This is a genomic window from Pseudoflavonifractor sp. BSD2780061688st1 E11, assembly GCF_005844125.1.
Lineage (GTDB): Bacteria > Bacillota > Clostridia > Lachnospirales > Lachnospiraceae > Sellimonas > Sellimonas catena.
Window position 1 is genome coordinate 12,383 of sequence record NZ_SPHM01000027.1, and the last position, 22,680, is coordinate 35,062.

Sequence of the window (22,680 nt, forward strand, 5' to 3'; positions counted from 1 at the left end):
CTTAATCGTAACCGTTGGTTATCAGGTTCCATCAGCCGTCTCAGAGCCTTCGATCATCTCTCCGGCCTCCACCTTGTTAATCATGTCCGCAATCTCGGCCACAGTGTCTTCATTCGGGATCGTCACATAAAGATACTGACTTCCGGTCGAATAGCACATCTCCTGACCGCCGATACCGTCGGCTGCCATCGAGTAGATCTGCCAGTCTGAGTGATCGCCGAGCTGCTGTTTGATCAGTGCCCGGATCTGTTTCATGGACATATTTGTCTCTACACTGTCGGCTGCCTCGTCAAGGATATCAGCCGCCTTTACGATCATGGATGGAGATACCATCTTTTTGATCATTGCGGTAATCAGTGCCTCCTGATTCTTTCCACGCTGATTGTCGCCGTCTACAAGCGCATGACGCTCTCTTGCAAACGCAAGTGCCTCCTGACCGTCCAGGTGATTCGTGCCTTCCTGAATTTCAACAACAGCTCCGGCGTCGGTGCCTGTTGTGAAGGCATATTCAGACTCTACGTCTACACCGCCCAGAATATCAATAATATTGATAAAGGAGGTAAAATTCAGTCTCGCATAGAACGGAATTGATACCTGATACAGCTCTTCCAGTGTATCAATCGAAACATCCACCCCGTAATTTCCTGCATGTGTCAGCTTATCCTTCATGCCGCCGGAAATACCCGGAATCTCCACATAGTAGTCTCGCGGAGTCGTTACCAGCAGAATCTGATGCGTTGTCGGGTTGACCGTGGCGATGATATTAACATCACTTCGGCTGGAATCCTCCACATTTCCGTAGATATCAATACCGCTGATATACACGGTAAACGGCTCTGACTGAACCGGAACATCCAGAGAAACATCCTGCGTCTCTTCTACTGTATATTCGTAAATCACCCTTGTATTGGAGCCGAAGCCTTCTGACGCTTTCTCCATCGTATTCTGATAGTTGGAATCATAAACAATGATATCGATCTCTTCATCCATCAGAGCCTGCGCCATCTCTTCCATATTATCAAACACTTCGGTATCGATGCTCTTTTTCAACTGCTTATTGATATTAGAAAGCGCTTTATCAGTGTTTTCTCCATCCGTTGCATACTGGATTCCAAACACATAATCTTCTGCGTCGCTCAGCTCTTCTGCCTTGTCACTTTCTCTTACGACCGCAACCATCTTATGACTTTCCGATCCGCCGCCTGCAATGCTCAGGAGTGCCCCGCCGGTTTTATAAACATAAAAAGATCCGACAGCCAGAACAATCGTCATCAAAAAACTGAATACCTTGCCGACAATCTTGCCCTTTCCCCGTACAGCCAACTGTGAAATCAATGTGATTCCAAGCAGTACCAGAAGTACTCCCGCGATTCCCAGAAGGTATTCCATAAGCAGAATATCCATCCAGCACAGAAGCCACAAGAATGCCAGAGATGCCGCAAGCTGAAATGCGAAAAATACCATACCTCTGGCTGCACCGGCGCGCTCGGCTTTTCGTTCTTTACGTCTTCCGATCTCCTTCAATCTTCTTGCCCGTTTTTCCTCCTCCGTAAGTCTGTCAGGAATCTTCCGTCTTGTCCCCTCTGTCTTTCGCTTTCTTGTCGTTGTACGTTCCTGTCCCTCATCCAAATTATAGTCTGAATCGGACTTCTTCTGACCGGATGCGTCCGCACGCCTTTTTTGCCGGCGTACCGGTCTGTTCTCTGGAAGCTTTCCGTTTCCACTCTCTTTCTGGACCATAGTTCTTTTATCCTTTCGTAGGTCTTTCCTGCGTCTGTTCGCACTTGTACTATTTTATAACTTTTACTACATCTACGCCGGTTTGTCAAGTTTTTGGCTAATATTCACGCTTTTTTAAAATTATTGCGGAATGTTTCCCCATATTAAGGACAATCTCGCCGTTTTCTATAATATACTCTTCAAACTCTGTTGTATATCCTTCATCATATGTATAGATCAGCCTTCTCATAAATCCCTGCATCGGAATCTCTGCCGGCCAGACCGGTACGCGGACTGTTGCCGCCTCGCTTCTGTTGTTCACGATAACAACAAACTGTCTTCTGTCATTGAAGCGCGCATAGGCAAGAATCCCTTCTTCCCAGGTCAGCATCTTGAGCGATCCTGTCCGGAATGCGCGGTAACGTTTGTGAATAGCGATAACTTCCTTGTGGAAAGCAATCATCTCTTTATCTTCATTTCCCCACGGGTATGTTCTCCGGTTGTCCGGATCTGTAAATCCGTATACCCCGGCCTCATCGCCATAATAGATTGTCGGCGCTCCTATCCAGGTCATCTGCATCACGACAGCTTCTCTCATGATAGCCGGATTCGTATAGATCTCTGCCGCTTCATGTCCCAGCTGGTCAACACGTCCCACCATATGATTCGTCCGTGTCAGGAAACGGGAATGGTCATGGTTTGACAGTTCATTCATTGCCGTCATAAGTGACGGAGTCGGCATTGCTGCCATATGGTGCGTAATGGAATTGATAAAATAATCCGCATTGTCACACAGATCCGGCCGGCTGAAATCGCTGTGCTTTTCCATACCGGTTAAAAACCAGGTCAGCGGTTCCATAAACGCATCGTAATTCATGACTGTATCCCATTCATCTCCCTGAAGCCATTCTTTCGGATCTCCATAGTGCTCCGCAAGAATAATCGCCTGCGGATTCGCACTTTTGACAGCCATCCGGAAGCGTTTCCAGAAATCGTGATTGTATTCCTTTGACATCCCAAGATCAGCCGCTACGTCCAGTCTCCATCCGTCCACATTATACGGCGGCGAAACCCATTTTTTCCCGATCCTGAGAATATAGTTTTCCAGTTTTACGGACTCTTCATAATTCAGCTTTGGCAACGTTTCATGACCCCACCAGCCGTCATAGTTTCCGTTATCCGGCCATGCGCCCGGATCTTCGTTATAAAACTTGAAGAAGTCCCGGTACGGGCTGTCCGCTGAAATGTATGCGCCCGGCTCATACGTTCCTTCTTTCAGGTAGATCTTTTCTCTGTCCATCCACTTGTTGAAGGATCCGCAGTGATTAAAAACTCCGTCAAGAATGACTTTCATGCCGCGTCTGTGAATCTCCTCGACCACATGGGCAAAAAACTGATTGCTTGCCTCCAGATTTGCCCTTCCGGCACTTCGTACCTGATATTTTGTCGCCTGACTGTTGTCCGCACACCCCTCCGGAAGGATCTCTCCGCCGTCTTTTACGATCCTGCCAAAGTGCGGATCAATATAATCATAATCCTGAATATCGTATTTGTGATTAGACGGCGAAACGAACAGCGGGTTAAAATATATGACTTCAACACCGAGCTCCTGCAGGTAGTCAAGCTTATCAAGCACTCCCTGAAGATCCCCGCCGTAAAATTCACGGATCGCCATCGCCTTGGCCGGTTTCTGGTTCCAGTCTTCTACTTTCTCGGATCTGGCTCCAAGATAATAGTATTCCCCTGTCACAACATCATTATCCGGATCTCCATTATAAAAACGGTCCGTATAGATCTGATACATTACCGCCCCTTTGGCCCATTCCGGTGTGGAGAAGTTGGGAATCAACACAAACTCGTAGGTCTTCATCGGCTCTTCGACTACCCCGTAGCGGTTAAAATACACCACTTCTCCATCATTTCCCCGAATTTCAAAGTGATATTTCAAAGGCTCGTTTCCTATCTGAATACGGGTATTATAATAATCAAAAACTTCTGATGACTGCCCTTTTTCCATAGAAAAACAGGCCTCACTTGTGACCACTTTTACTTCCTGCACATCATCTTTCGCCGTTCGGAATCTTAAAATTATCTTCTGATTTTCTACCGGTTCCGGCGGGATGACATATACTCCCGTCCCATCACAAAATAATGCCTGTTTATTCATAAACATACTCCCTTTCTTCCCGTATCTACTCCGGCAGCATCTGTTCTTCCTGAGAGCTTTCTGTAAATAAACTTTCAAACTCTTCTCTGGAAATTTTTTCTTTTTCCAGAAGGAGAGATGCACACTTGTGTAATACGTCCATATGCTCATTTATTATTGTCTTTGCTTCTTCATAACATTCGTCAATAATTCGTTTCACTTCCTCATCAATCTTCCCTGCAACCGCTTCACCGTAGCCCCTTGTATGGGCAAGGTCTCTTCCTATGAAGACTTCGTCGCTGTCATTGTCATAATTGATCAAGCCGACCTCCTTTGACATGCCGAACTTGGTCACCATCGCTTTTGCGAGGCTTGTAGCCTGTTTAATATCCTGTGACGCTCCTGTCGTAATGTCATCGAAGATGATTTCTTCAGCCACCCGGCCTCCAAGGGAAACCGTGATGTCCTGAAGCATTTTCCCTTTTGTGTTGAACATTTCGTCCTTTTCCGGAAGCGGCATCGTATATCCTGCCGCACCGTTTCCTGTCGGAATGATGGAAACCGTATAGACCGGCCCAACATCCGGAAGGAGATGGAACAGGATCGCGTGTCCTGACTCATGGTAGGCCGTAATCCTCTTTTCCTTGTCTGAAATCACACGGCTCTTCTTCTCCGCGCCGATTCCGACTTTGACAAATGCCCGCCGGATATCCTCCTGTGTAATGTACATGCGGGCCTGCTTTGCCGCGTAAATCGCGCTTTCATTGAGCAGGTTTTCCAGATCCGCCCCGGTAAATCCGGCTGTCGTCTGCGCGATCTGCCGCAGATCAACGTCATCTCCGAGCGGCTTGGATCTTGCGTGTACGGCAAGAATCTCAAATCTTCCCTGTACATCCGGACGTCCTACGAGAACCTTTCTGTCAAATCGTCCCGGACGCAGGATTGCTGGATCCAGAATATCTACCCGGTTCGTCGCAGCCATGACAATGATGCCCTCATTGACTCCGAATCCGTCCATCTCCACAAGGAGCTGGTTCAGTGTCTGCTCTCTTTCGTCATGTCCGCCTCCCATACCGGTTCCTCTGCGTCTTGCAACAGCGTCAATCTCATCGATAAAAATAATACACGGTGCATGTTTCTTGGCATCTTCAAACAGATCTCTTACCCGGGATGCTCCGACTCCGACAAACATTTCCACGAAGTCTGAACCGGAAATCGTAAAGAACGGTACATCCGCCTCTCCGGCTACAGCCTTCGCAAGCAGTGTCTTACCTGTTCCCGGAGGTCCTTCCAGCAGTACTCCTTTCGGAATTCTCGCCCCTACCTGAATATATCTTTGAGGATTTTTCAGAAAATCCACTATTTCCTCAAGTTCCTCTTTTTCCTCTTTGAGTCCTGCCACATCATCGAATGTGACTTTTTTGTCTTTATCCGTACTCATTCTGGCCCGGCTCTTTCCGAAATTCATTGCTTTGGCACCCGCTCCTCCGTCAGCTGCGCCGCTCTGTCTTCGCATAAATGCGAAAAGCAGGAAAATCGCGCCTACCATAATGATCGTTGGAAGAATCGATGTCAGAAATACATTTTCACCCGGTACTTCACTTAACTCACAGCTGATTCCTTCACTTTCCAGATAATTCTGTTCGTTCTGAACATTGGAAATATTGACATACCGGTATTCTCCGGAATCTTTCATCAAAAGTTCAACCTGCCCCGTCGGAACTGCCTGATCCTGATAGATGACAGCGCTTTCCACCTGGTTCCCTTCGACGGCCTCATGGTATTCATCCAGCGTCAGCGTCCTGCTTCTCTGCTGTGACTGATTGGTTACCCAGAAAGCAAGGAAGATCAGCACGATGAATATCAGTACTGATACGCTGCCGAAGCCTCTGTTCTTTTTATTATTCAACCTTCCTTTTTCTCCTTTCTATTCTACTCCTTCGACCACTCCGATATACGGAAGGTTCCGGTACTTCTGGTCATAGTCAAGACCGTAGCCGACTACAAATTCATCCGGAATATTAAAGCCGACATAGTCAACGTGGACATCTTTCACACGGCGTTCCGGTTTGTCCAGAAGTGTACAGATATGCATGCTCTTCGGCCCTCTTTCATTCAAAATCTTCATCAAATGAAAAAGCGTGCGGCCGGAATCGATGATATCCTCTACAATAATCACATCTTTTCCCTCAAGCGGTTCATCCAGATCCTTTACGATCTTTACCACGCCGCTTGATTCCGTGCCTGATCCATAGCTGCTGACACTCATAAAATCCATGGAAACCGGAACTGTAATTCTCTTTGCAAGTTCACACATAAAAAAGACCCCGCCTTTCAGGACGCAGATCAGATGTACATGCTTTCCGGCATAATCTTCACTGATCTTCTTTCCAAGCTCCTCGATCCTTTGATTTACCTGCTCCTCCGGAACCAATACTTTAATTGTCTCTGCCATTTTTTTCTCCTCCGTAAATCTCTATTTGTACTATTTTTACTGTTCTTTCCGTAATCTGATACGCTTTATTCTGCCGGTACCCGACGATCCAGACGATCTCATTCCCATCTGCAATCAGCGGAATTTCATCTCGTTTGCCGGCCGGAACCTTCTGATTAATAAAAAATTTCTTTAAAGTCTGACGCTTTCCGTCTGCGGTGACCGTAATATAGTCACCCTCCCGGCGTGTCCGCATGACAAGTCTGCCTTTTATTATATCATAATCAAACCATTTCGTGTAGGGGGTATCTGGCCACTTTTCGCCCTCCCGGCGGTCAAAGACCTGCATTTTAAACCCGATTTCCGGTTTTTTCTCCCGCTGTTCTCCCATCTTCTCTTTTTTCTGTATCAATACTCCTTCGTATGTCCGAAGTGCTCTGACTCCGTAAGGAAGTGATATGCTTCTCCCCGGCTGTTTTTCCATAAGCCCGTGGATATCCTGCACATGAACCGCCCGCAGATTTTTTTCACCTGCGCACACCTCGCAGAGTACAGAACGGATAACTTCCTCCCGGAACACCTTCGGAACTCTTTCCAGTTCCGCTTTCCGGATGAGCTTTCCGCCGTCTGTTTCCTTCACACATTCTTTAATATATGTTCCCGTTTCGGCTTCCATATATTCCCACAACTCAGACATTTTTTCCGCCATTCTGGAAATATGTTCTGCCGTTCCCGGATTGATCTCATTTAGTTCTTTCATGACTCTGTTGCGGATCCGGTTTCTTGTGTAAGCATCCTCCAGGTTGGTCGCGTCGATTCTCCACGGAATCCCCTGCTCTTTCAGCGCTGCCTCGATTTCTGCCTTTCCCACGCAGAGGAGGGGATGAATCAGTTCCCCGGAGACCGGGAGAATCCCCCGCATCCCCTTTACCCGGCTTCCCCTGCATAGATTCATAATGACAGTCTCCGCATTATCGTCCTGATGGTGGGCAAACGCGATTTTGTCCGCATGCTCTTCCACCATCACCTTGCGCATGGCTTCCCGGCGGACTTCCCGGCCCGCCTCCTCCTGGGAGCATTTTCTCTTTTCCGCCTCTTTTGCCACATCAATCCGAAACACACGGCATGGGACGTTCTGCTGCCTGCATAGTTCTTCCACAAACCGTTCGTCCGCGTCGGCCTCCTCTCCCCGCAGCATGTGATTGACGTGAACCGCTGTGACCCGGATTCCCATTGTCTTTTGCAGGCTCAAAAGTACAAAAAGCAGGCATACCGAATCAGCTCCTCCGGATATACCTGCAACTATATGTTCCCCTCGCTCTATCATATTCCATCGTCTTAGATAGGATTCCACTTTTTTCTGCAATCCTTCCCGTTTTTTCTCTTCAGCCACGTCGTTTTCTCCTGTATCTCTTTTTCTTCATCTTATATAATAATTCCGTAAAAAGCAAGTTATATTCTCCAGATTCCCACAACCAGCACGGTCATGTCGTCCATCGGCTCTTCCCCCGTCCACTCCAGCACCTGTTCCAGGATGTGGTGCGCCATTTCTTTCGGATTGTTCAGGCTTGTTCCTCGGATGATAGTGTCCAGAAGAAATTCCTGCTCCCCTACCGGAAGCGCATCCATGATGCCGTCTGTAATCATAATGACGAAATCCCCGCTCTGCAAATGCTTATGTACGCTCTGGATTTCCAGATCCTGAATCACCCCGAGGGGAAGATTGGTAGAGCAGATCCTCTCCACTCCATTTTGATGGCGGATAAAAGTTGTGGACGCCCCTGCTTTTAAAATATCCACGGTCCCCTCATACAGATCGAAAATACTGATGTCAATGGTGGAAAAACGGATCTCCTCCCGGCCGATCACCAGCGCCGTATTCATCATCTCCAGAGCTGTCCGCGCCGGAAATCCCGCCTCCAGAAGTTCCTCCAGCATATCCACTACCATGGCGCTCTCCCGGTATGCCTCCTCTCCGGAACCCATGCCGTCAGAAAGAACCGCTCCCTGTTTTCCTGCCGGAAGCTCCATCATGGAAAAGCTGTCCCCGGAAATATCCGCGCACCCCTTTCCTATCTTTGCCACTCCCTGAAGCGTATAGTAGTGCTGCATCTCCAGGAAAACAATGGTCGCATACTCCTGCCCCAGCGATCTTCTCTCGTCTTTTGCCGGCTCCATGATCCGTCCGGTGCAGGCCGACAGCACCCGTGCCAGTTCTTTCGTGCTGACGCACTGTCCTTTCCCCGCCTTTGCAGTCAGATGGATTTCATATCTTCCCTGCGGTGTCATCAAAAAGACCATGCTCAGTATCCGCATATTCTCGTTTTTCAGCTTTGTCCTGATCCGCTTTTCCAGACGCTCATCCGAAAAAATGCTCGCGTCCAGCTCCCTTGTCGCATGCCGGATCAGTCGCGCAAAGGCGTCCAGTTCCACCGCGCATCCTTCTCTGCTCTGTACAATACGATTGGTCCAGAACATCGCCTGCTTGGCATCCTGAAATGTTTCCATCGTCTCACGTAGAAACCGCGGCGCCAGGATACAGTATCTTTGAAGCCTCTTTTTCAGATCCATATTCAGTTCCGCTCCGTATTCATCCGCAGTTTTTAAAATTTCATATACCATCTGATGCGTCCGCACCCTGTTTTCTCCCAGACACCAGGACCGGTTTTCACAGTTTCTGCACACGTTCTCAGATACCCTGGAAAACATTTCTTCCACCTCGCCGGAGGTAAACTGCCCTTTCCTTTCTTCCATTCTGAAAAACGTATCCGCCAGATGCTCCAGCGATCTCCCGAATTTCTCCATCTGCTCCACATAAGGATTCATCATACAACTCTTCTTTTCCATCTTCTGCCCCTTCTTATATCTGTATCGTGAAAAGACTTTGCCTGAATAGAATAAAAAACAGCTTCGGGAAATCAGTCTTTCCCAAAGCTATCTTCTGTGTGCAATGTCATATCATTATTCCTCAGCTTTAAAGAGAATTTCATTCTCCTTTACCATGCCGAGCTTGTCTCTGGCCGTATCTTCGACGTACTCATCCGTCCCTACATATTCTTTGTACTCTTCGATCTCTTCTGTGCGCTGCTTCTCTGCCTTCTTCTCTTTTTCCAGCTCTGTGATCTGCGCATTTTTGTCTTGCAGTTCAGCTCCGAGCGAAATGCTGTGCACGGTCGTCACCGCCGTAAGCACAAGCAGAATACAGGATATAAATACAACGCTTCCTTTATATCTGGAAAACCGCGGTCCCTTCTGAGACGTGCGTGTTTTTTTCTTAAAAATCTTCATCTTTACCTCACCGTAGATTCAGGCTGTTCCAGGTTATACATATAATAGTATCCTTTTTCCCACGATTAATCAACTCTTTTTCCGTGTTTTCCAGTTTTTTTTTCAAAAATCTTTCCGCAGAACTTGCCGGTTTTTGACAAAACCGCAAAAAAGGCGACTGCTCCTGCCACAGTTCCCGCGATAAAGTACCACCGGATTTCTCCGGAACTTGTCTGAAAGATTTCGCCAAACAGATAGAATCCGCAAAACAGCCAGTACAGAAAATCTTCGGCGGAAACGACAATAGAATGATGCCGGATAATCCTCCGGAAAAGACGCAGCACCTCATATACCCCACAGAGGAACATCCCTGAAAAAAATGCTCTTAAAAATGCATCCGCCTCGACTCCCAGCCCGCTCATCGCCCGCCTCCTAATGGAACAGGCGCGCAAGAAGTTTTCCGCCCTGTTTGGTCGTCTGTTTCATATCTGAATATGTAATGCTGTCAATATTTCCGGAAAGGTCGACTTCTCCCTTTTCCAGACTGAGCCGGTTGACATGGAGGTCGCTCCCTTTCACCATCATCATCCCCTGTTCTGTCTCCAGGAGAATCTCATTCAGATCAAAGGACAGGACATCCAGCACTCCGGTCACAAGACTTGTCTTTCTGTTATTGACAACCAGTTTGTGTGCTTTCCGGACCTGTGCCTCTTCTGTAACGCTCATCATACTGCTGCTCATCATCATCTTCTCTCAACCTCTCTTTCGTTGTCAGCCTGTCTGCTTCTTCCAACGTGCTTCTGAGATATACTATGAATCCGCGCCCGCCTTTATTCCTTTTCTGAATTAAATATAACGGAAAAGCTCTTTTGCCTCTTCCTTCTTCGTCGTATCCTGAATATCCAGTACTTCCGCCTTTACTGCTTTCGTGCCGAACTGAATCTCGATCACGTCACCTTTTTTTACCTTTGTAGATGCCTTCGCCGGCTTGCCGTTTACCGTAACTCTGCCCGCGTCGCACGCTTCATTTGCAACGGTGCGCCGTTTGATCAGACGTGAAACTTTTAAAAATTTGTCCAGTCTCATAACTGCCTCCTGTATCTTTAATATAGTAACAAAATAGAGGGCCTGACAGCCCTCTATTTCCGTTCATAAATATCTTATGCGTTGATTGCGTCTTTTAATGCTTTTCCAGCTTTGAATTTAGGAGCTTTGCAAGCTTCGATCTTCATAGTCTTTCCTGTCTGAGGATTTCTTCCTTCTCTTGCTGCTCTTTCGCTTACTTCAAAAGTACCAAATCCTACTAACTGGATCTTTCCGCCAGCTTTTAACTCGTCTGTTACAACGTCGATGAATGCTTTTAATGCTTTTTCAGAATCTTTTTTGGAAATTTCTGCCTTTTCTGCCACTGCTGCGATTAATTCTGTTTTGTTCATAAATACTTATCCTCCTATTTTCCCGTTATAAAAGTATCTTTCTGATCTCTTATGATCTAACTTTCCAAACCCTTGATTTTCGTGGGCTATCTTCATTAAAAGTTATAACGGTTTCTTGTATATTTGTCAAGTGAATTATAGTGCTGCGCCCCTGTTTTCCGCAGGTTTCACAAAGTTTTCTGATATTTTAAAGCATATTGTCGATCATTTCCAGAACAGCTTTCCCAAGAGCCTCTGACTTGGCATCTGCGTCCTCAAGAGAAGTGCCCTTGATGCCATAGTAGAACTTCACTTTCGGCTCTGTTCCGGATGGTCTTACGCAAAGCCATGCGTCGTCTGTCAGATCGTAGTAGAGAACATTGGACTTCGGAAGTCCTGTTGCTGTCACTTCGCCTGTTGCCAGATCTTTGATCGTATCTGCGTTGTAATCACGGGCTTTTAATACCTGGTATTCTCCCACTTTGACCGGAGGATTATTCCTCAGCGTCTCAAGAATCGCCTGGATCTTTTCCAGTCCTTCGATTCCTTTCATTGTGATGGACTGGATGCTGTCCTTGTAGTAGCCGTATTTGTTATACATATCGATCATGGCATCCCACAGTGTCTTGCCCTGTGTCTTATAGTAAGCCGCTGCCTCGCACAGTGCCATGGTTGCTACAATCGCGTCTTTATCTCTTGCATGGGTTCCGATCAGACATCCGTAGCTTTCTTCAAAGCCGAATACATACTCGCCCTTTCCTGTCGTTTCAAATCCGAGAATCTGCTGTCCGATGTACTTGAATCCTGTCAGAACTTCGATCAGTCTGAGGCCGTATGACTTTGCAATGGCGTCTGCCATATTGGTCGTAACGATCGTCTTGATCAGACAGCCGTCCTCCGGCAGTCCTTTTAACGCCTGTCTCTGACTGATCTCATATTCAGCAAGAAGGCATCCGGACATATTTCCTGTCAGCACCTTATACTCGCCGGACTTCGTATCTTTTACATAAACACCAAGACGGTCAGCATCCGGATCTGTCGCAAGAACAAGATCTGCGTCCACTTCCTTTGCCAGTTTCAGTCCAAGTTCAAATGCCTCTTCTGATTCCGGATTCGGGTAGGATACCGTCGGGAATTCGCCGTCCGGCAGCTCCTGCTCTTTTACTACATATACATTTTCAAATCCGAGCTCTTTTAATACTCTTCTTGCAGGGATATTTCCTGTACCGTGAAGAGGGGAATATACGATCTTGAGCTCTTTGCCGACCTGATCAATGGCATCCTGATGCAGTACCTGTTTTTTCAGCTCTGCGATATAAGCATCGTCAATCGCCGCTCCGATGACTTCGTAAAGGCCTGCTTCTTTGGCAGCCTCTTTGTCCATCGTCTTAACAGTGGCAAAATCTGTCACTGCCTTTACCTCGTCCATGATACCTTTGTCGTGAGGAGGTGTAATCTGCGCGCCGTCCTCCCAGTATACTTTATATCCGTTGTATTCCGGCGGGTTATGGCTTGCTGTGATATTGATTCCGGCAATGCATCCTAACTTTCTCACCGCGAATGAAAGTTCCGGAGTCGGTCTGAGACTTTCAAATACATAAGCCTTGATTCCGTTTGCCGCAAGGCAGAGCGCTGCTTCATCCGCAAATTCCGGGGACATCCGTCTGGAATCGTATGCAATCGCAACGCCCTGTGCCTGCGCACCTTTTCCGGCGATGTAGTTTGCCAGTCCCTGGGTTGCCTTACGCACCGTATAGATATTCATACGGTTCGTTCCTGCGCCGATGACTCCTCGGAGTCCTGCTGTACCGAACTCCAGATCCTTATAAAAACGGTCTTCGATTTCTTTTTCATTGGATTCGATCTCTTTTAACTCTGCTTTTGTCTCAGCGTCAAAGTATGTACTTGTCAACCATTCATCGTATTTTTCACGATATCCCATATCTTTGTACCTCCTGATTGGTCTTCTATGCTGTCTATTATACACCACTCTTATCTAAATGGAAAGAAAATATCTGTTCTAAAAACGCCTTCTTTACCTCGTTCTGCTCAATGGAAAGCCGCAGTTTTTCGACACTTTTGGAAGAAATCCATGCTTTGTTGGAATTATAGTACGTGTTGGCGCATTTCCAGAATTTCTCCGGATAGGAAAGCCGGAGCGCAATGTATTCTTTTTCTTCTTCTCTGAGGGGATTGACCGCACAGTATGCCCGCAGAATCTCCGCACCGAGTTTTTCATTCCACTGATGCTTTTCCATAACTTTCCGGAGAAAATAATAAAGATCCGACGGCTGAATGTCTCTGCCCACATGCTCAAAATTCACCACCGTCATGCCGTCCGGAGCAATCAGAATATTGTGATAATTGTATTCTCCATGGACAAAACTTCCTTTTTCTCTGCTCTGTTCCATCAGCTGCCGGTAGGCCGAATCCTCAAGACGCTGCTCCACCCTGGTCGCCACGCAGTACATAGCCTCAAAATATTCCAGGAATCTGCTTTCAAACTCCCCTTTGATTGTCTTTTTCCGGATAAAATTCCATACTTTCTTCAGTTCTCTGTTATGTCTGCGGTACTCATCCACAAGATCCGGTTCCCGGAATCCTTCCCTGCACCGGGGAAATTCCATCAGCCTGTGAACTTTGGCCAGCAGCTTTGCCGACTCCAGAATTTCCGAGTGTTTCCGGACGTCGCACTCCCGTCCCTGATACCACGCTTTCAGATAATAAGATACCCCGTCCTCAGAGACTGTCAGAAACTCTCCTTCTTTATTCGGAATCAGCTCATCGCACTTCAGATGTTCCTGATTTTTCATCGCTTTATGGATTTCATTCATAACTAAAATGCGCGGCTTTGATAATGCCGCCTGTTTCAAAAGCATCAGACCCCGATCCGTCTCACACAGGATGGCACCCCTCACTTTTCGGACATTGTCCACTTGTATCGGATATTGTTCCAGTACCTCTAAATCATAATCACCCATAACTGCCCCCTGCCTTCTGATTCAATCGTCTTTCTAGCTTATGAATGCGGGGGATTAAATAGAACCGGTTCAATCATTCTCCATCAGTATGGCAGACAGAAGCTATACAAAGAGACAGCCGTGATAATGCTGGTGTACGCCAGCTATCACGGCTGTCTTTTTGTTTTGTATCTTTGTACTATAAATGATTCATATTGGCCGCCCGGGTAATCAGGTAGTCTTTTTGATTTTTCTCCGGATCTTCCAGCACCTCTTCAAGAAGAGCATTCAAAATCTCTCCCATCTGCGGTCCCGGACTGATTCCGGCATCGATCAGATCTTTCCCTGTCACGGCGAGTTCTTTCAGCGATACACATTCGCCCTCATCCACAATCTCCTGGAAGCACTTTGCAACGCCTTCGATATCTGAAATCTTGTCTTCTCTGTGATACAGGCTCTGTGCCAGAGTATCTGCCATCCGGATTTCCAGATAGTAAGGGAACAGATCTTTTCCGATCTTGTTCACCGCCCTGCGGACCAGTCTCCGGTTCGGCGGCATCCGGTAGTCATGGTAGTAGACAAGTTTTGACACCTTCCGGATCGTATCATTGTCAAATTTCAGCCGTCTCATGATCTCTTTTGAAATCCGTTCGCTTCCGATGGCATGTTTCTTGAAATGGGCAGTTCCGTCCGGATCCATCGTCTTGTATTCCGGCTTGCCCATGTCATGGAACAGCATGGAAAGGCGGAGAATCCGGTCTGCGCGGATATGCTTTAATGCCTCCACTGTATGCACGCCTACGTTATACATATGGTGCGGCGTCTCCTGTGTTGTCTCCATCATCCGGTCAAATTCCGGAAGAATCACTTTGGTGATGCCAAGTTCCCACGCCGTCAGCATCTCTTCCGGGTGCGGTGACACGAGAAGCTTTACAAGCTCGCTCTGAATCCGCTCCGCGCTGATTTTGACAAGGGTTCCGGCAAGCGCGCCCGCTGCCTCCTTTGTCTTCTCTTCCATGGAAAATCCAAGCTGTGCTGAAAATCGGACAGCCCGCAGAATCCGGAGTGCATCCTCCGTAAACCGCTCACGGGCATCTCCCACGCACCGGATGATCCCTTTTTGCAGATCCTCCTGTCCTCCGAACAGGTCACAAAGGCCGTCTTCATCGTTGTATGCCATGGCATTGATCGTAAAATCCCGTCTCTTGAGGTCTTCTGCAAGCTTTCCTGTAAACCAGACTTCTTTTGGGTGCCTTCCGTCTTCGTACTCGCCATCAATCCGGTATGTCGTTACTTCAAATCCTTCTTTTTCTGCCAGAACAGTCACTGTGCCGTGCTCGATTCCGGTATCCACCGTCCGCCGGAAGATCTGCTTGATCTCTTCCGGCTTTGCGGACGTTGTGATATCCCAGTCCTCCGGCTCCCTTCCCAGTATCGAGTCTCTGACACATCCGCCCACTGCGTATGCGTCAAAGCCCTGTTCTTTGAGCTTTCGGATGATCCACTGCACTTTTTCCGGCAGTCTGATCCTGACCTGTTCCATTTTAGTATGCTTTACCCCAGAAAACTTTGTGTTTTGCCGGTTTTCCGCAGTAAATACATCTGTCGGAAATCGGCTCTTCATCTTCGATCAGACATCTGGATCCGGCTCCGCCTGTCTCTGCCTTGATCGCTTCTTCACAGCTTTCATCTCCACACCACATCGCTTTGATGAATCCTCTGTTGTCCTTGAATTTTGCAACCATTTCATCCATGGTCTCTGCCTCGTCGATGTGGCCGTCCAGGAATGCTTTTGCTCTTGTATACATATCCTGCTGAATTGTCTCGAGAAGTTCAGCCAGTGCTGCCGGTACCTCGTCGATTGCTACAACAGTCTTCTCTCTTGTGTCACGTCTTACAAGGACTGCCTGGCCGTTTTCGATATCTTTCGGTCCAAGTTCCACACGTACCGGAATTCCAAGCATCTCCTGCTCGCTGAATTTCCATCCCGGACTCTTTTCGGACTCGTCGATGTCTGCACGTAATCCTTCTGCGCGGATCGCTGCCAGCAGCTCTTCTGCACGGTCAAGAACACCTTCCTTGTGCTGTGCCACCGGGATCACGCGTACCTGTTTCGGAGCGATTCTTGGCGGAAGCACCAGGCCGCTGTCATCGCCATGTACCATAATGATCGCACCAATAATTCTTGTAGAAAGTCCCCAGGATGTTTCATAAACACTGTGGAGCTCATTGTTCTTATCCAGATATTTGATGTCGTATGCATCCGGGAATCCATTTCCGAAGAAGTGGCTTGTCGCGGACTGAAGTGCCTTTCCATCATGCATCAGCGCTTCTACTGTGTATGTGTCTTCTGCACCTGCAAACTTCTCACTTTCTGTCTTTCTTCCAGCTACATATGGAATCGCAAGAGACTCGCTGATGAAGTCTTTGTAGACCTTCCACATCATAAGTGTTCTCTCTTCTGCTTCCTCGTAAGTTGCGTGGATGGTATGTCCTTCCTGCCACAGGAACTCTCTGGAACGAAGGAACGGACGTGTCGTCTTTTCCCATCTCAGTACGGAATTCCACTGGTTCCATACTTTCGGAAGGTCACGGTAAGACTGCACGATACGGCTCCACAGATCACAGAACAGTGTCTCTGATGTCGGACGGATCGCATATCTTTCCTGTAATCTCTCTGTTCCGCCATGTGTCACCCATGCAGCTTCCGGAGCGAATCCTTCTACGTGATCCGCTTCTTTCTGAAGCAGATTCTCCGGAATCAGCATCGGAAGGTATACGTTCTCTACTCCTGTATCTTTAAATCTCTTGTCCAGATCTGCCTTGATATTTTCCCAGATTGCATATCCATTCGGCAGATAGTTCAGGCATCCTTTCACGCTGGAATAGTCGCAAAGCTCTGCCTCTCTCACCACATCCGTGTACCACTGAGCGAAATCTTCATCTCTGGATGTGATAGACTTTACAAATTTTTTGTTGTCCTTTGCCATGTCGCATTCTCCTCTCAATCAATATTTTTCACAGCTTCCAAGGACTTCTGCCCCCTGTTTTTAGAACGAAGTTTTCTGTTAAATAAACAAAAACACCGGGCATCCGTCCCAAACAGGGACCGGATGTCCGGCGGTACCACCCTCATTAACCACAAAATCTGCGGCTCACTTCATTGATCATTAACGCTGATAAAACGCTGTACTTTTCATACAGGAACTCCAGGTCCGGTTCAGCCGTGATCCGTCAAAGGCTCGCACCACCCGCCTCTTCTCTGAAACTTCTCTTAGGCTTACTATTCCCCTTCATCGTTCATTTATTCGGCTTTCGCCATGAAATTATTCAAATTTTACCCGAAAAAATCAAGAGTGTCAAGTAAAACGCATTGATTGCCACTATTTTGCCCGTTTTTGTGTTACTGTTCACACCGTACTCAGCAGAAGAAAGATGCAGAGTCATGCTTGCATGTAAGATGCATCTTCCTTCTGTTGAGTACGGGTGGAACTCATAACGTTTTTGTACATGGAATGTCATGGTTTTTACAATTTCTTTTTCTTTTCTTCTATGCTATGATTAGGAAAAAAAGGAGTGCAGTATAATGAGTGAAATTACAAAACTACACACTTCTATGAAAATCACACCCTCCAGCACCGGAATCAATCAAAGAGTCCTCAATGAAATCTCCGCATTGGCCCAGAAGTACAACATTCGGCAAGTTATTCTGTTTGGCTCCCGTGCAAGAGGAGATTTTTCCCCAACCAGTGACATTGATCTTGCGGTAAGCGGCGGAAATATAGCCCGTTTTTCTTTGGATCTGGATGAAGAAACTTCTACGCTGTTAAAATATGATATTGTTGATCTGGAACGGGCAATGCAGCCCGAATTACGCGAGTCTATAAAAAAGGAGGGGAAAACACTCTATGAAAAAATATGATAATTTTTGTTCCGCTTTATCAAACATGAAGCAGATATATAAATATACTGAACCTTATGAATGATGATACGGTTATTCTTACTGGCTTGGTCGGGTTATATGAAATCTGTTTCGAGCAGTCATGGAAAATGATTAAAGAAATCCTTTCTATGCATGGTTATGAAGCCAGTGCAACAGGATCACCTAAAATTATTCTAAAAACTGCTTATCAGGCTGGTATGATCAAGGACGAAGAATTATGGCTACGCGCCTTACAGGAACACAATAATGTTGCACATTCATACAATGAAGACATTGCTCTGGAAATTGTGTCTCAGGCAAAGGAATCTTTCTATGCAATGTTTTGCAACTTAAAAAATGAAATAGACGCTAACTGGCTGTAGTTTCGTAATCTATGATAAATTTTCGTAAGGAGTGATCAAATGAAACCAATAAAGCAGACACTCATCAGCTTTATCGTATTTTTGATTTCGTATGCTGCTATGACTTTGATACTGACTCACTCTATTGACATCAAAATTCTTGCTGTCTTATCTATCTTTTACTTGATTTTAAACCTCATCATATATACGGTGCTGGATAAAGTTTCGAAAAGCTAATCATACACTATATGAATATTTAAGGAGAAATTTTGAGCGTTCTACATTAAAAGGAGCCGCAATGAAAAAATGTAACATTGTTTATGCAGGGAAAAACCGAAACGGTACTGACCGCTACTGGTGTATGACACATCATGCTCCGGCCGGTAACGGAAAAGGTAAAAAATTTCATACTTGTTTAGCCCAGAGCAATCCTGCTACAGACGCGTCGCAGGATTCTTTGACCGTAAATCTCCAGGATGAATCCGGCAACATCGCTTTATGGGCATATGTTCCGGCCGTATATGATACTGCAAAGATGGATTCCGCCTTTGGAATTCGTGTTCAAACGGGTAACGGGGCTGACAAATTCTGCCATCTTCTCCAGATAACAAATGGAGACCAGCAAGTTTCTTTTGATTATACTGCTGCGGTTTCATACCTGGCCTCCAATATCTTAAATCAGAAAACTGCTTACCTGGAATGTCCACACTGCGGATTTCCGCATCTTGATAAAGACTGGTTTGCCGCAAATCCCCACAAAAAACATCTTTGTTCAGGCTGCGGACGAAATTTTTATGAAAAAACTGCAGAAATTGGAAATCCTATTATAAAAGCCAATGGTTTATTTAGCGAATTTCATTTTCCTGCAAATTTCGTAAAGGCTACTCGCAAATTAAGCATAAAACAGCAGGATTTCCCTTTGGGCATCTCAATCTGGGGTTTCAATCCGGCTTTCTTCTGTACTGGCCCAGAAACAGAAACTGAGGGAATCCATGTCCATGCATATACTCAGGATAATTCCCGCCCGGTTATTGATGCCACCTACAGCGAAGTAGAAATTGACGGGATTTGTCTGGATGCAAACATGGTCCAGCTCTATATGGCGCTAAAGACGCTTCCATACTTAAAAGATCGAATTGCTTCTGTCAAATGCCCTGATTGCGGTACTGATCTGTTTGAAACAGGCAGGCAAAGTTGTCTTCCTGCTACGCAGCACGTCTGCCCGAAATGTGGGAAAGAAATAAAAACCCGAAGAAAAATCGTCGCTTCTCCCATGCCTGACATTATCGAAAGACTGAAAGGCAAAACCAACCTTCCGTTATCCGGACAAGATATATTGGATGTTTGTCCCCAGTTATCCGAATGGTAAAAAAGGAGGTCTCTTTATGAATACCTTTGATCCTGAATTCTGGAATCTTTTAGATGAACTGGTTCATAGCAGCGACATTGTCATTGATCGTCCTAAGGGAAGCGCGCATCCCCGGTATCCGGAACAGATTTACGAAGCAGACTATGGATATCTAAAAGGCACTGCATCCATGGACGGCGGCGGAATTGATGTCTGGGTTGGAACCGGCGAAAAAAAAGTTGACGCTGTCATCTGTACCGTGGATATCGTAAAAAAAGATTCTGAAATAAAAGTCTTGATTGGATGTACTGAAGAAGAGAAAGAAACGATATATAAGATGCATAACCGGACGTCTAATATGAAAGGGCTTTTGATCCGCCGTCCGGTCTGATGCTGTCTGGCAGAAAGTTCCGCATCTTTACAATTTTTATTATGAGGGAAAGAAATTATGAATGTAATCATCATTAATGGCCCGATGGGTGTTGGGAAAACCACAGTCGGAAAATACATTGCAGACCATCATCCCGGCACCGCCTTTATCGACGGTGACTGGTGTCTGGATCTGCATCCATTTGTCGGCAATCAGGAGACAAAAGTAATGGCCGTCGACAATATTCTACATATGATCGGAAATTATAAAAACTGTTCTGTATGCCGGATGATTGTACTCGTATGGCTGATAGATGATGAATGGGTATATCGGCGTATCATTGACGGTATTTGCGCCCTGCAACTGGAACTGGTCAGCGTCACATTGCTGTGCGGTGAAGAACAGCTCATTCAGCGCTGGAGAGTGGATAAGACCTGTGAATGGCGGACAGATCAGTGGCTCGAAATCAGTCTGAAATCATTACCGCATTTTTCGAAACTGGAAAACTGCATGGATACCAGCTATCTGTCAATCAGCGAAACCGCTGAGCGGATTGTACAACACAGTTTCCATACAGGAAAAGAAAAAACATCATAAACAATGCCCCTCATCGGAAGCTCCCGGATGATTTCATCCACTTCCCGATGAGGGGCATCGTCATTTCTAAATAGAATCCGCTTCGCTTACAGTTCCTGCACGAAACCGAAGCTCCTACTATTTCCGTCTTACCTTTGTGCCAAGCACTGCTGCAATAACAGCCAGTGATACGATCGCCGCAGTTCCCGCAGCTTCAACCGGAGCTTCATCACCGGTCTTTACTGCTTTTTTCTGTCCGTCTGCACCGTTATCTGTTTTTGTTGTATTGTCTGTGTTTGTCGTTCCGTCCGAAGCCCCCGGATCCTTCTTATCGTTTTCCGTTCCGCCGGAACCTGTTCCCGTATCTTTTCCCGGGTCTGTGGTTTCGTCATCTTTGGACGGATCTTCCGGCTCCTCCGGTTCTTCCGGTTCCTCTGTGCTGTTTACCGGGATTTCACTTCCTGCTTCCGGTGCCGTCAGCTGAGGCATTGTTCTTAATGTATCTTCTACAATACCAAGTCCCGCATAGTTGTCCACATAGACCTCATCCTGTGAATCGGAAACACGGATTCCATGTCCGCCGTCTGTAACGGTGATATGAAGGATTCCGTTTTCATCAGTCCTGCCCATCTGGCCTTCGCCGCCGTCTACACGGTAACTGATCTCCTGATTTGCGAAGACGCTTCCATCTTCATTTACGATTTTCACGGAAGCGGTATAATCTTTCGGCTGGTAAACGCTTCCTGTATAAGCGATCCTTCCTTTTGTTCCCTGATATCCGGACAGCGTTCCGTTATTCAGACTGTTCTCAACATAAGCCTCGATTGTCTCCAGCTCTCCTCCTGCTTCCGCGTATTTCGGAAGATCTGCAAGTATGGTATAATCGTTGCCGCCGCTCATAATGTAATTGTTTCCCGCCATAATAATCTGGGTCGTATCATCTGTCCGGTCAAGCGGAGTGCTCTGCCCGTCAAGGGTGATGGACACGACTCTGCTGCCCGGTTCCGCATCCGGATTAAATACGACCTGGAATCCGGAAATCTGTAAAAAACCTCCGGACACTGACTGCTGAAGCAACATACCTGTCTCCGGATCCTGCCCGTCCAGACTGGAGCCGGACTGTTCCATCACCTCATACAAAATCTTCGGAGTGATTTTCTTCATATAGATCGTGTTGGAAAACGGGAATGTGGACACAAGGTCTCCCTTTGTGATATCTCCATTGGAAATCATCTCCCGGATTCCTCCGCCGTTTTCCACGCCGACTACCGGCATCTGTTTTTCCTCTTCAGTTCCATTCTGCTGTACCATAGCTTTTGCCGCACCTGCGATGGCATCTGCCGCCAGATCTCCATAGTTGGTCTCTACAAATCTTGTCGGCGGTACATTTCCGATCCATCCTGCCCAGAGCGTGGTCGGTGTGGATCCGATCACTTCCTGAAGCGAATCATTCTGCTCACTGGTAATTTTCTCAAGCTCTGCGGCTACCTCTGCATCCGACGTTACTTCCGCAAAGTCTTCTATTCCAAGCAGTTCCTCCGTCACGACCGGATCACTGTTCTCACTTACCGATACAGTCAGTTTTCCGACTGCACCAAGGCCGGTTCCGGTCTGTACAATCTGGACGTCGTTGACCTCCTCGTTTTCCACGGTATGACTGTGTCCGTCAATGATCGCATCCATCTTCCCCTGATACTCGCCTGTCATCCCGTTTGCCAGATCTTCCGACGTACAGTCCGCTCCACCGGTCTCATCTCCCATGTGGGCGACTGCAATCACAACATCCGCTCCTGCTTCTTCCAGATGCGCAATCTCTGTTTTTGCTGTTTCAATCTCGTCAGCAAAAGTCACTCCCTGGATTCCTTCCGGATTTGTCGCTGAAGCGGTCTCTGTTGTCGTCAGCCCGAAAAATCCGATCTTCTTTCCCTGTCTTTCAATGATCACATGACAGCCGTCTGTATCGTCCTGCTGTCCTGCAAGCAGCAGCTGATTATCTTTGTAAATATTCGCCGCCAGCACCGGGAATTCTGCCAGTGACACATTTTTAAGAAATGCGTCTGTTCCAAAATCAAACTCATGGTTTCCTGCCGCCATGACATCATAGCCCGCCAGATTCATCAGTTGGATCACATCGTTTCCCTGCGTCAGCGAGGCAAGCGGC

The 22,680-nt window shown here is 46.9% G+C and carries 21 protein-coding genes and 1 other annotated feature; of the genes, 5 read left to right on the forward strand and 16 right to left on the reverse strand.

The features are described from left to right. Positions 1-21: 21 nt before the first annotated feature. The 15 genes from FGQ85_RS12270 to proS all read right to left on the reverse strand — a co-directional run bounded on the left by FGQ85_RS12270 (position 22) and on the right by proS (position 16,931). Positions 22-1,740: an LCP family protein gene (locus FGQ85_RS12270; RefSeq protein WP_138373585.1), complete on the reverse strand. Its 1,719-nt coding sequence runs from the start codon at positions 1,738-1,740 to the stop codon at positions 22-24. A gap of 97 nt (positions 1,741-1,837) precedes the next feature. Beyond that, the gene (locus FGQ85_RS12275; RefSeq protein ID WP_138373586.1) at positions 1,838-3,886 is read right to left on the reverse strand and encodes a glycoside hydrolase family 13 protein; all 2,049 of its coding nucleotides are present in this window, start codon (positions 3,884-3,886) and stop codon (positions 1,838-1,840) included. A 25-nt stretch (positions 3,887-3,911) separates the two neighbouring features. After that, on the reverse strand, positions 3,912-5,774 hold the full coding sequence (ftsH, locus tag FGQ85_RS12280) for an ATP-dependent zinc metalloprotease FtsH (protein ID WP_087168826.1): 1,863 nt from the start codon (positions 5,772-5,774) through the stop codon (positions 3,912-3,914). Positions 5,775-5,792: 18 nt separating this feature from the next. Further along, positions 5,793-6,320: a hypoxanthine phosphoribosyltransferase gene (gene hpt / locus FGQ85_RS12285; RefSeq protein ID WP_087168827.1), complete on the reverse strand. Its 528-nt coding sequence runs from the start codon at positions 6,318-6,320 to the stop codon at positions 5,793-5,795. Next, on the reverse strand, positions 6,304-7,692 hold the full coding sequence (gene tilS, locus FGQ85_RS12290; protein ID WP_138373587.1) for a tRNA lysidine(34) synthetase TilS: 1,389 nt from the start codon (positions 7,690-7,692) through the stop codon (positions 6,304-6,306). The genes hpt and tilS overlap by 17 nt, the downstream gene beginning before the upstream one ends. Before the next feature lie 59 nt (positions 7,693-7,751). Further along, on the reverse strand, positions 7,752-9,146 hold the full coding sequence (locus FGQ85_RS12295; protein WP_087168828.1) for a SpoIIE family protein phosphatase: 1,395 nt from the start codon (positions 9,144-9,146) through the stop codon (positions 7,752-7,754). Between the two features lie 114 nt (positions 9,147-9,260). Beyond that, positions 9,261-9,587 carry a septum formation initiator family protein gene (locus FGQ85_RS12300; protein ID WP_087168829.1) on the reverse strand — a complete coding sequence of 109 codons (327 nt, stop codon included), beginning with the start codon at positions 9,585-9,587 and terminating at the stop codon, positions 9,261-9,263. Between the two features lie 65 nt (positions 9,588-9,652). Further along, positions 9,653-9,988: a spore cortex biosynthesis protein YabQ gene (gene yabQ, locus FGQ85_RS12305; protein ID WP_087168830.1), complete on the reverse strand. Its 336-nt coding sequence runs from the start codon at positions 9,986-9,988 to the stop codon at positions 9,653-9,655. Positions 9,989-9,998: 10 nt separating this feature from the next. Further along, the gene (gene yabP, locus FGQ85_RS12310; protein WP_330677455.1) at positions 9,999-10,313 is read right to left on the reverse strand and encodes a sporulation protein YabP; all 315 of its coding nucleotides are present in this window, start codon (positions 10,311-10,313) and stop codon (positions 9,999-10,001) included. Positions 10,314-10,412: 99 nt separating this feature from the next. After that, positions 10,413-10,667 (reverse strand): RNA-binding S4 domain-containing protein, encoded by a 255-nt coding sequence (locus FGQ85_RS12315; RefSeq protein ID WP_118636889.1) that lies wholly within the window; start codon positions 10,665-10,667, stop codon positions 10,413-10,415. Between the two features lie 59 nt (positions 10,668-10,726). Continuing rightward, positions 10,727-11,002, reverse strand: coding sequence for an HU family DNA-binding protein (locus FGQ85_RS12320; protein WP_087168832.1), 276 nt, complete (start codon positions 11,000-11,002; stop codon positions 10,727-10,729). 187 nt (positions 11,003-11,189) lie between these two features. Next, the gene (locus tag FGQ85_RS12325; protein WP_087168833.1) at positions 11,190-12,923 is read right to left on the reverse strand and encodes a phospho-sugar mutase; all 1,734 of its coding nucleotides are present in this window, start codon (positions 12,921-12,923) and stop codon (positions 11,190-11,192) included. 37 nt (positions 12,924-12,960) lie between these two features. Next, entirely contained in the window at positions 12,961-13,962 is a 1,002-nt protein-coding gene (locus FGQ85_RS12330) for a CotS family spore coat protein (protein WP_138373588.1), read from the reverse strand. A gap of 178 nt (positions 13,963-14,140) precedes the next feature. Next, positions 14,141-15,484, reverse strand: coding sequence for a CCA tRNA nucleotidyltransferase (locus FGQ85_RS12335; protein ID WP_087254167.1), 1,344 nt, complete (start codon positions 15,482-15,484; stop codon positions 14,141-14,143). A gap of 1 nt (position 15,485) precedes the next feature. Further along, positions 15,486-16,931: a proline--tRNA ligase gene (gene proS, locus FGQ85_RS12340; RefSeq protein WP_087168836.1), complete on the reverse strand. Its 1,446-nt coding sequence runs from the start codon at positions 16,929-16,931 to the stop codon at positions 15,486-15,488. Between the two features lie 111 nt (positions 16,932-17,042). Beyond that, positions 17,043-17,247, reverse strand: a binding site (T-box leader). 280 nt (positions 17,248-17,527) lie between these two features. Here proS and FGQ85_RS12345 point away from each other — a divergent pair. The 5 genes from FGQ85_RS12345 to FGQ85_RS12365 all read left to right on the forward strand — a co-directional run bounded on the left by FGQ85_RS12345 (position 17,528) and on the right by FGQ85_RS12365 (position 20,540). Then, the gene (locus FGQ85_RS12345) at positions 17,528-17,863 is read left to right on the forward strand and encodes a nucleotidyltransferase domain-containing protein (RefSeq protein WP_242960186.1); all 336 of its coding nucleotides are present in this window, start codon (positions 17,528-17,530) and stop codon (positions 17,861-17,863) included. A gap of 56 nt (positions 17,864-17,919) precedes the next feature. Beyond that, the gene (locus FGQ85_RS12350; RefSeq protein ID WP_347563096.1) at positions 17,920-18,246 is read left to right on the forward strand and encodes an HI0074 family nucleotidyltransferase substrate-binding subunit; all 327 of its coding nucleotides are present in this window, start codon (positions 17,920-17,922) and stop codon (positions 18,244-18,246) included. Between the two features lie 277 nt (positions 18,247-18,523). After that, positions 18,524-19,594: a hypothetical protein gene (locus FGQ85_RS12355; RefSeq protein ID WP_138373589.1), complete on the forward strand. Its 1,071-nt coding sequence runs from the start codon at positions 18,524-18,526 to the stop codon at positions 19,592-19,594. 16 nt (positions 19,595-19,610) lie between these two features. Further along, the gene (locus FGQ85_RS12360; RefSeq protein ID WP_138373590.1) at positions 19,611-19,964 is read left to right on the forward strand and encodes an inorganic pyrophosphatase; all 354 of its coding nucleotides are present in this window, start codon (positions 19,611-19,613) and stop codon (positions 19,962-19,964) included. 57 nt (positions 19,965-20,021) lie between these two features. Further along, entirely contained in the window at positions 20,022-20,540 is a 519-nt protein-coding gene (locus FGQ85_RS12365; protein WP_138373591.1) for an AAA family ATPase, read from the forward strand. A 117-nt stretch (positions 20,541-20,657) separates the two neighbouring features. Here the strand turns inward: FGQ85_RS12365 and FGQ85_RS12370 are convergent, their stop codons facing one another. Continuing rightward, positions 20,658-22,649 (reverse strand): bifunctional UDP-sugar hydrolase/5'-nucleotidase, encoded by a 1,992-nt coding sequence (locus FGQ85_RS12370; protein ID WP_243128552.1) that lies wholly within the window; start codon positions 22,647-22,649, stop codon positions 20,658-20,660. Positions 22,650-22,680: the final 31 nt, after the last annotated feature.

Coding starts and splice junctions, on each gene's coding strand:
- FGQ85_RS12300 (WP_087168829.1), bottom strand. CDS start 9,587: ATGAAGATTTTTAAGAAAAAAACACGCACGTCTCAGAAGGGACCGCGG.
- FGQ85_RS12330 (WP_138373588.1), bottom strand. CDS start 13,962: ATGGGTGATTATGATTTAGAGGTACTGGAACAATATCCGATACAAGTG.
- proS (WP_087168836.1), bottom strand. CDS start 16,931: ATGGCAAAGGACAACAAAAAATTTGTAAAGTCTATCACATCCAGAGAT.
- FGQ85_RS12295 (WP_087168828.1), bottom strand. CDS start 9,146: ATGGAAAAGAAGAGTTGTATGATGAATCCTTATGTGGAGCAGATGGAG.
- FGQ85_RS12335 (WP_087254167.1), bottom strand. CDS start 15,484: ATGGAACAGGTCAGGATCAGACTGCCGGAAAAAGTGCAGTGGATCATC.
- FGQ85_RS12360 (WP_138373590.1), top strand. CDS start 19,611: ATGAATACCTTTGATCCTGAATTCTGGAATCTTTTAGATGAACTGGTT.
- hpt (WP_087168827.1), bottom strand. CDS start 6,320: ATGGCAGAGACAATTAAAGTATTGGTTCCGGAGGAGCAGGTAAATCAA.
- FGQ85_RS12365 (WP_138373591.1), top strand. CDS start 20,022: ATGAATGTAATCATCATTAATGGCCCGATGGGTGTTGGGAAAACCACA.
- FGQ85_RS12345 (WP_242960186.1), top strand. CDS start 17,528: ATGAGTGAAATTACAAAACTACACACTTCTATGAAAATCACACCCTCC.
- FGQ85_RS12325 (WP_087168833.1), bottom strand. CDS start 12,923: ATGGGATATCGTGAAAAATACGATGAATGGTTGACAAGTACATACTTT.
- FGQ85_RS12270 (WP_138373585.1), bottom strand. CDS start 1,740: ATGGTCCAGAAAGAGAGTGGAAACGGAAAGCTTCCAGAGAACAGACCG.
- FGQ85_RS12355 (WP_138373589.1), top strand. CDS start 18,524: ATGAAAAAATGTAACATTGTTTATGCAGGGAAAAACCGAAACGGTACT.
- FGQ85_RS12350 (WP_347563096.1), top strand. CDS start 17,920: ATGAATGATGATACGGTTATTCTTACTGGCTTGGTCGGGTTATATGAA.
- yabP (WP_330677455.1), bottom strand. CDS start 10,313: ATGATGATGAGCAGCAGTATGATGAGCGTTACAGAAGAGGCACAGGTC.
- FGQ85_RS12275 (WP_138373586.1), bottom strand. CDS start 3,886: ATGAATAAACAGGCATTATTTTGTGATGGGACGGGAGTATATGTCATC.
- FGQ85_RS12320 (WP_087168832.1), bottom strand. CDS start 11,002: ATGAACAAAACAGAATTAATCGCAGCAGTGGCAGAAAAGGCAGAAATT.
- yabQ (WP_087168830.1), bottom strand. CDS start 9,988: ATGAGCGGGCTGGGAGTCGAGGCGGATGCATTTTTAAGAGCATTTTTT.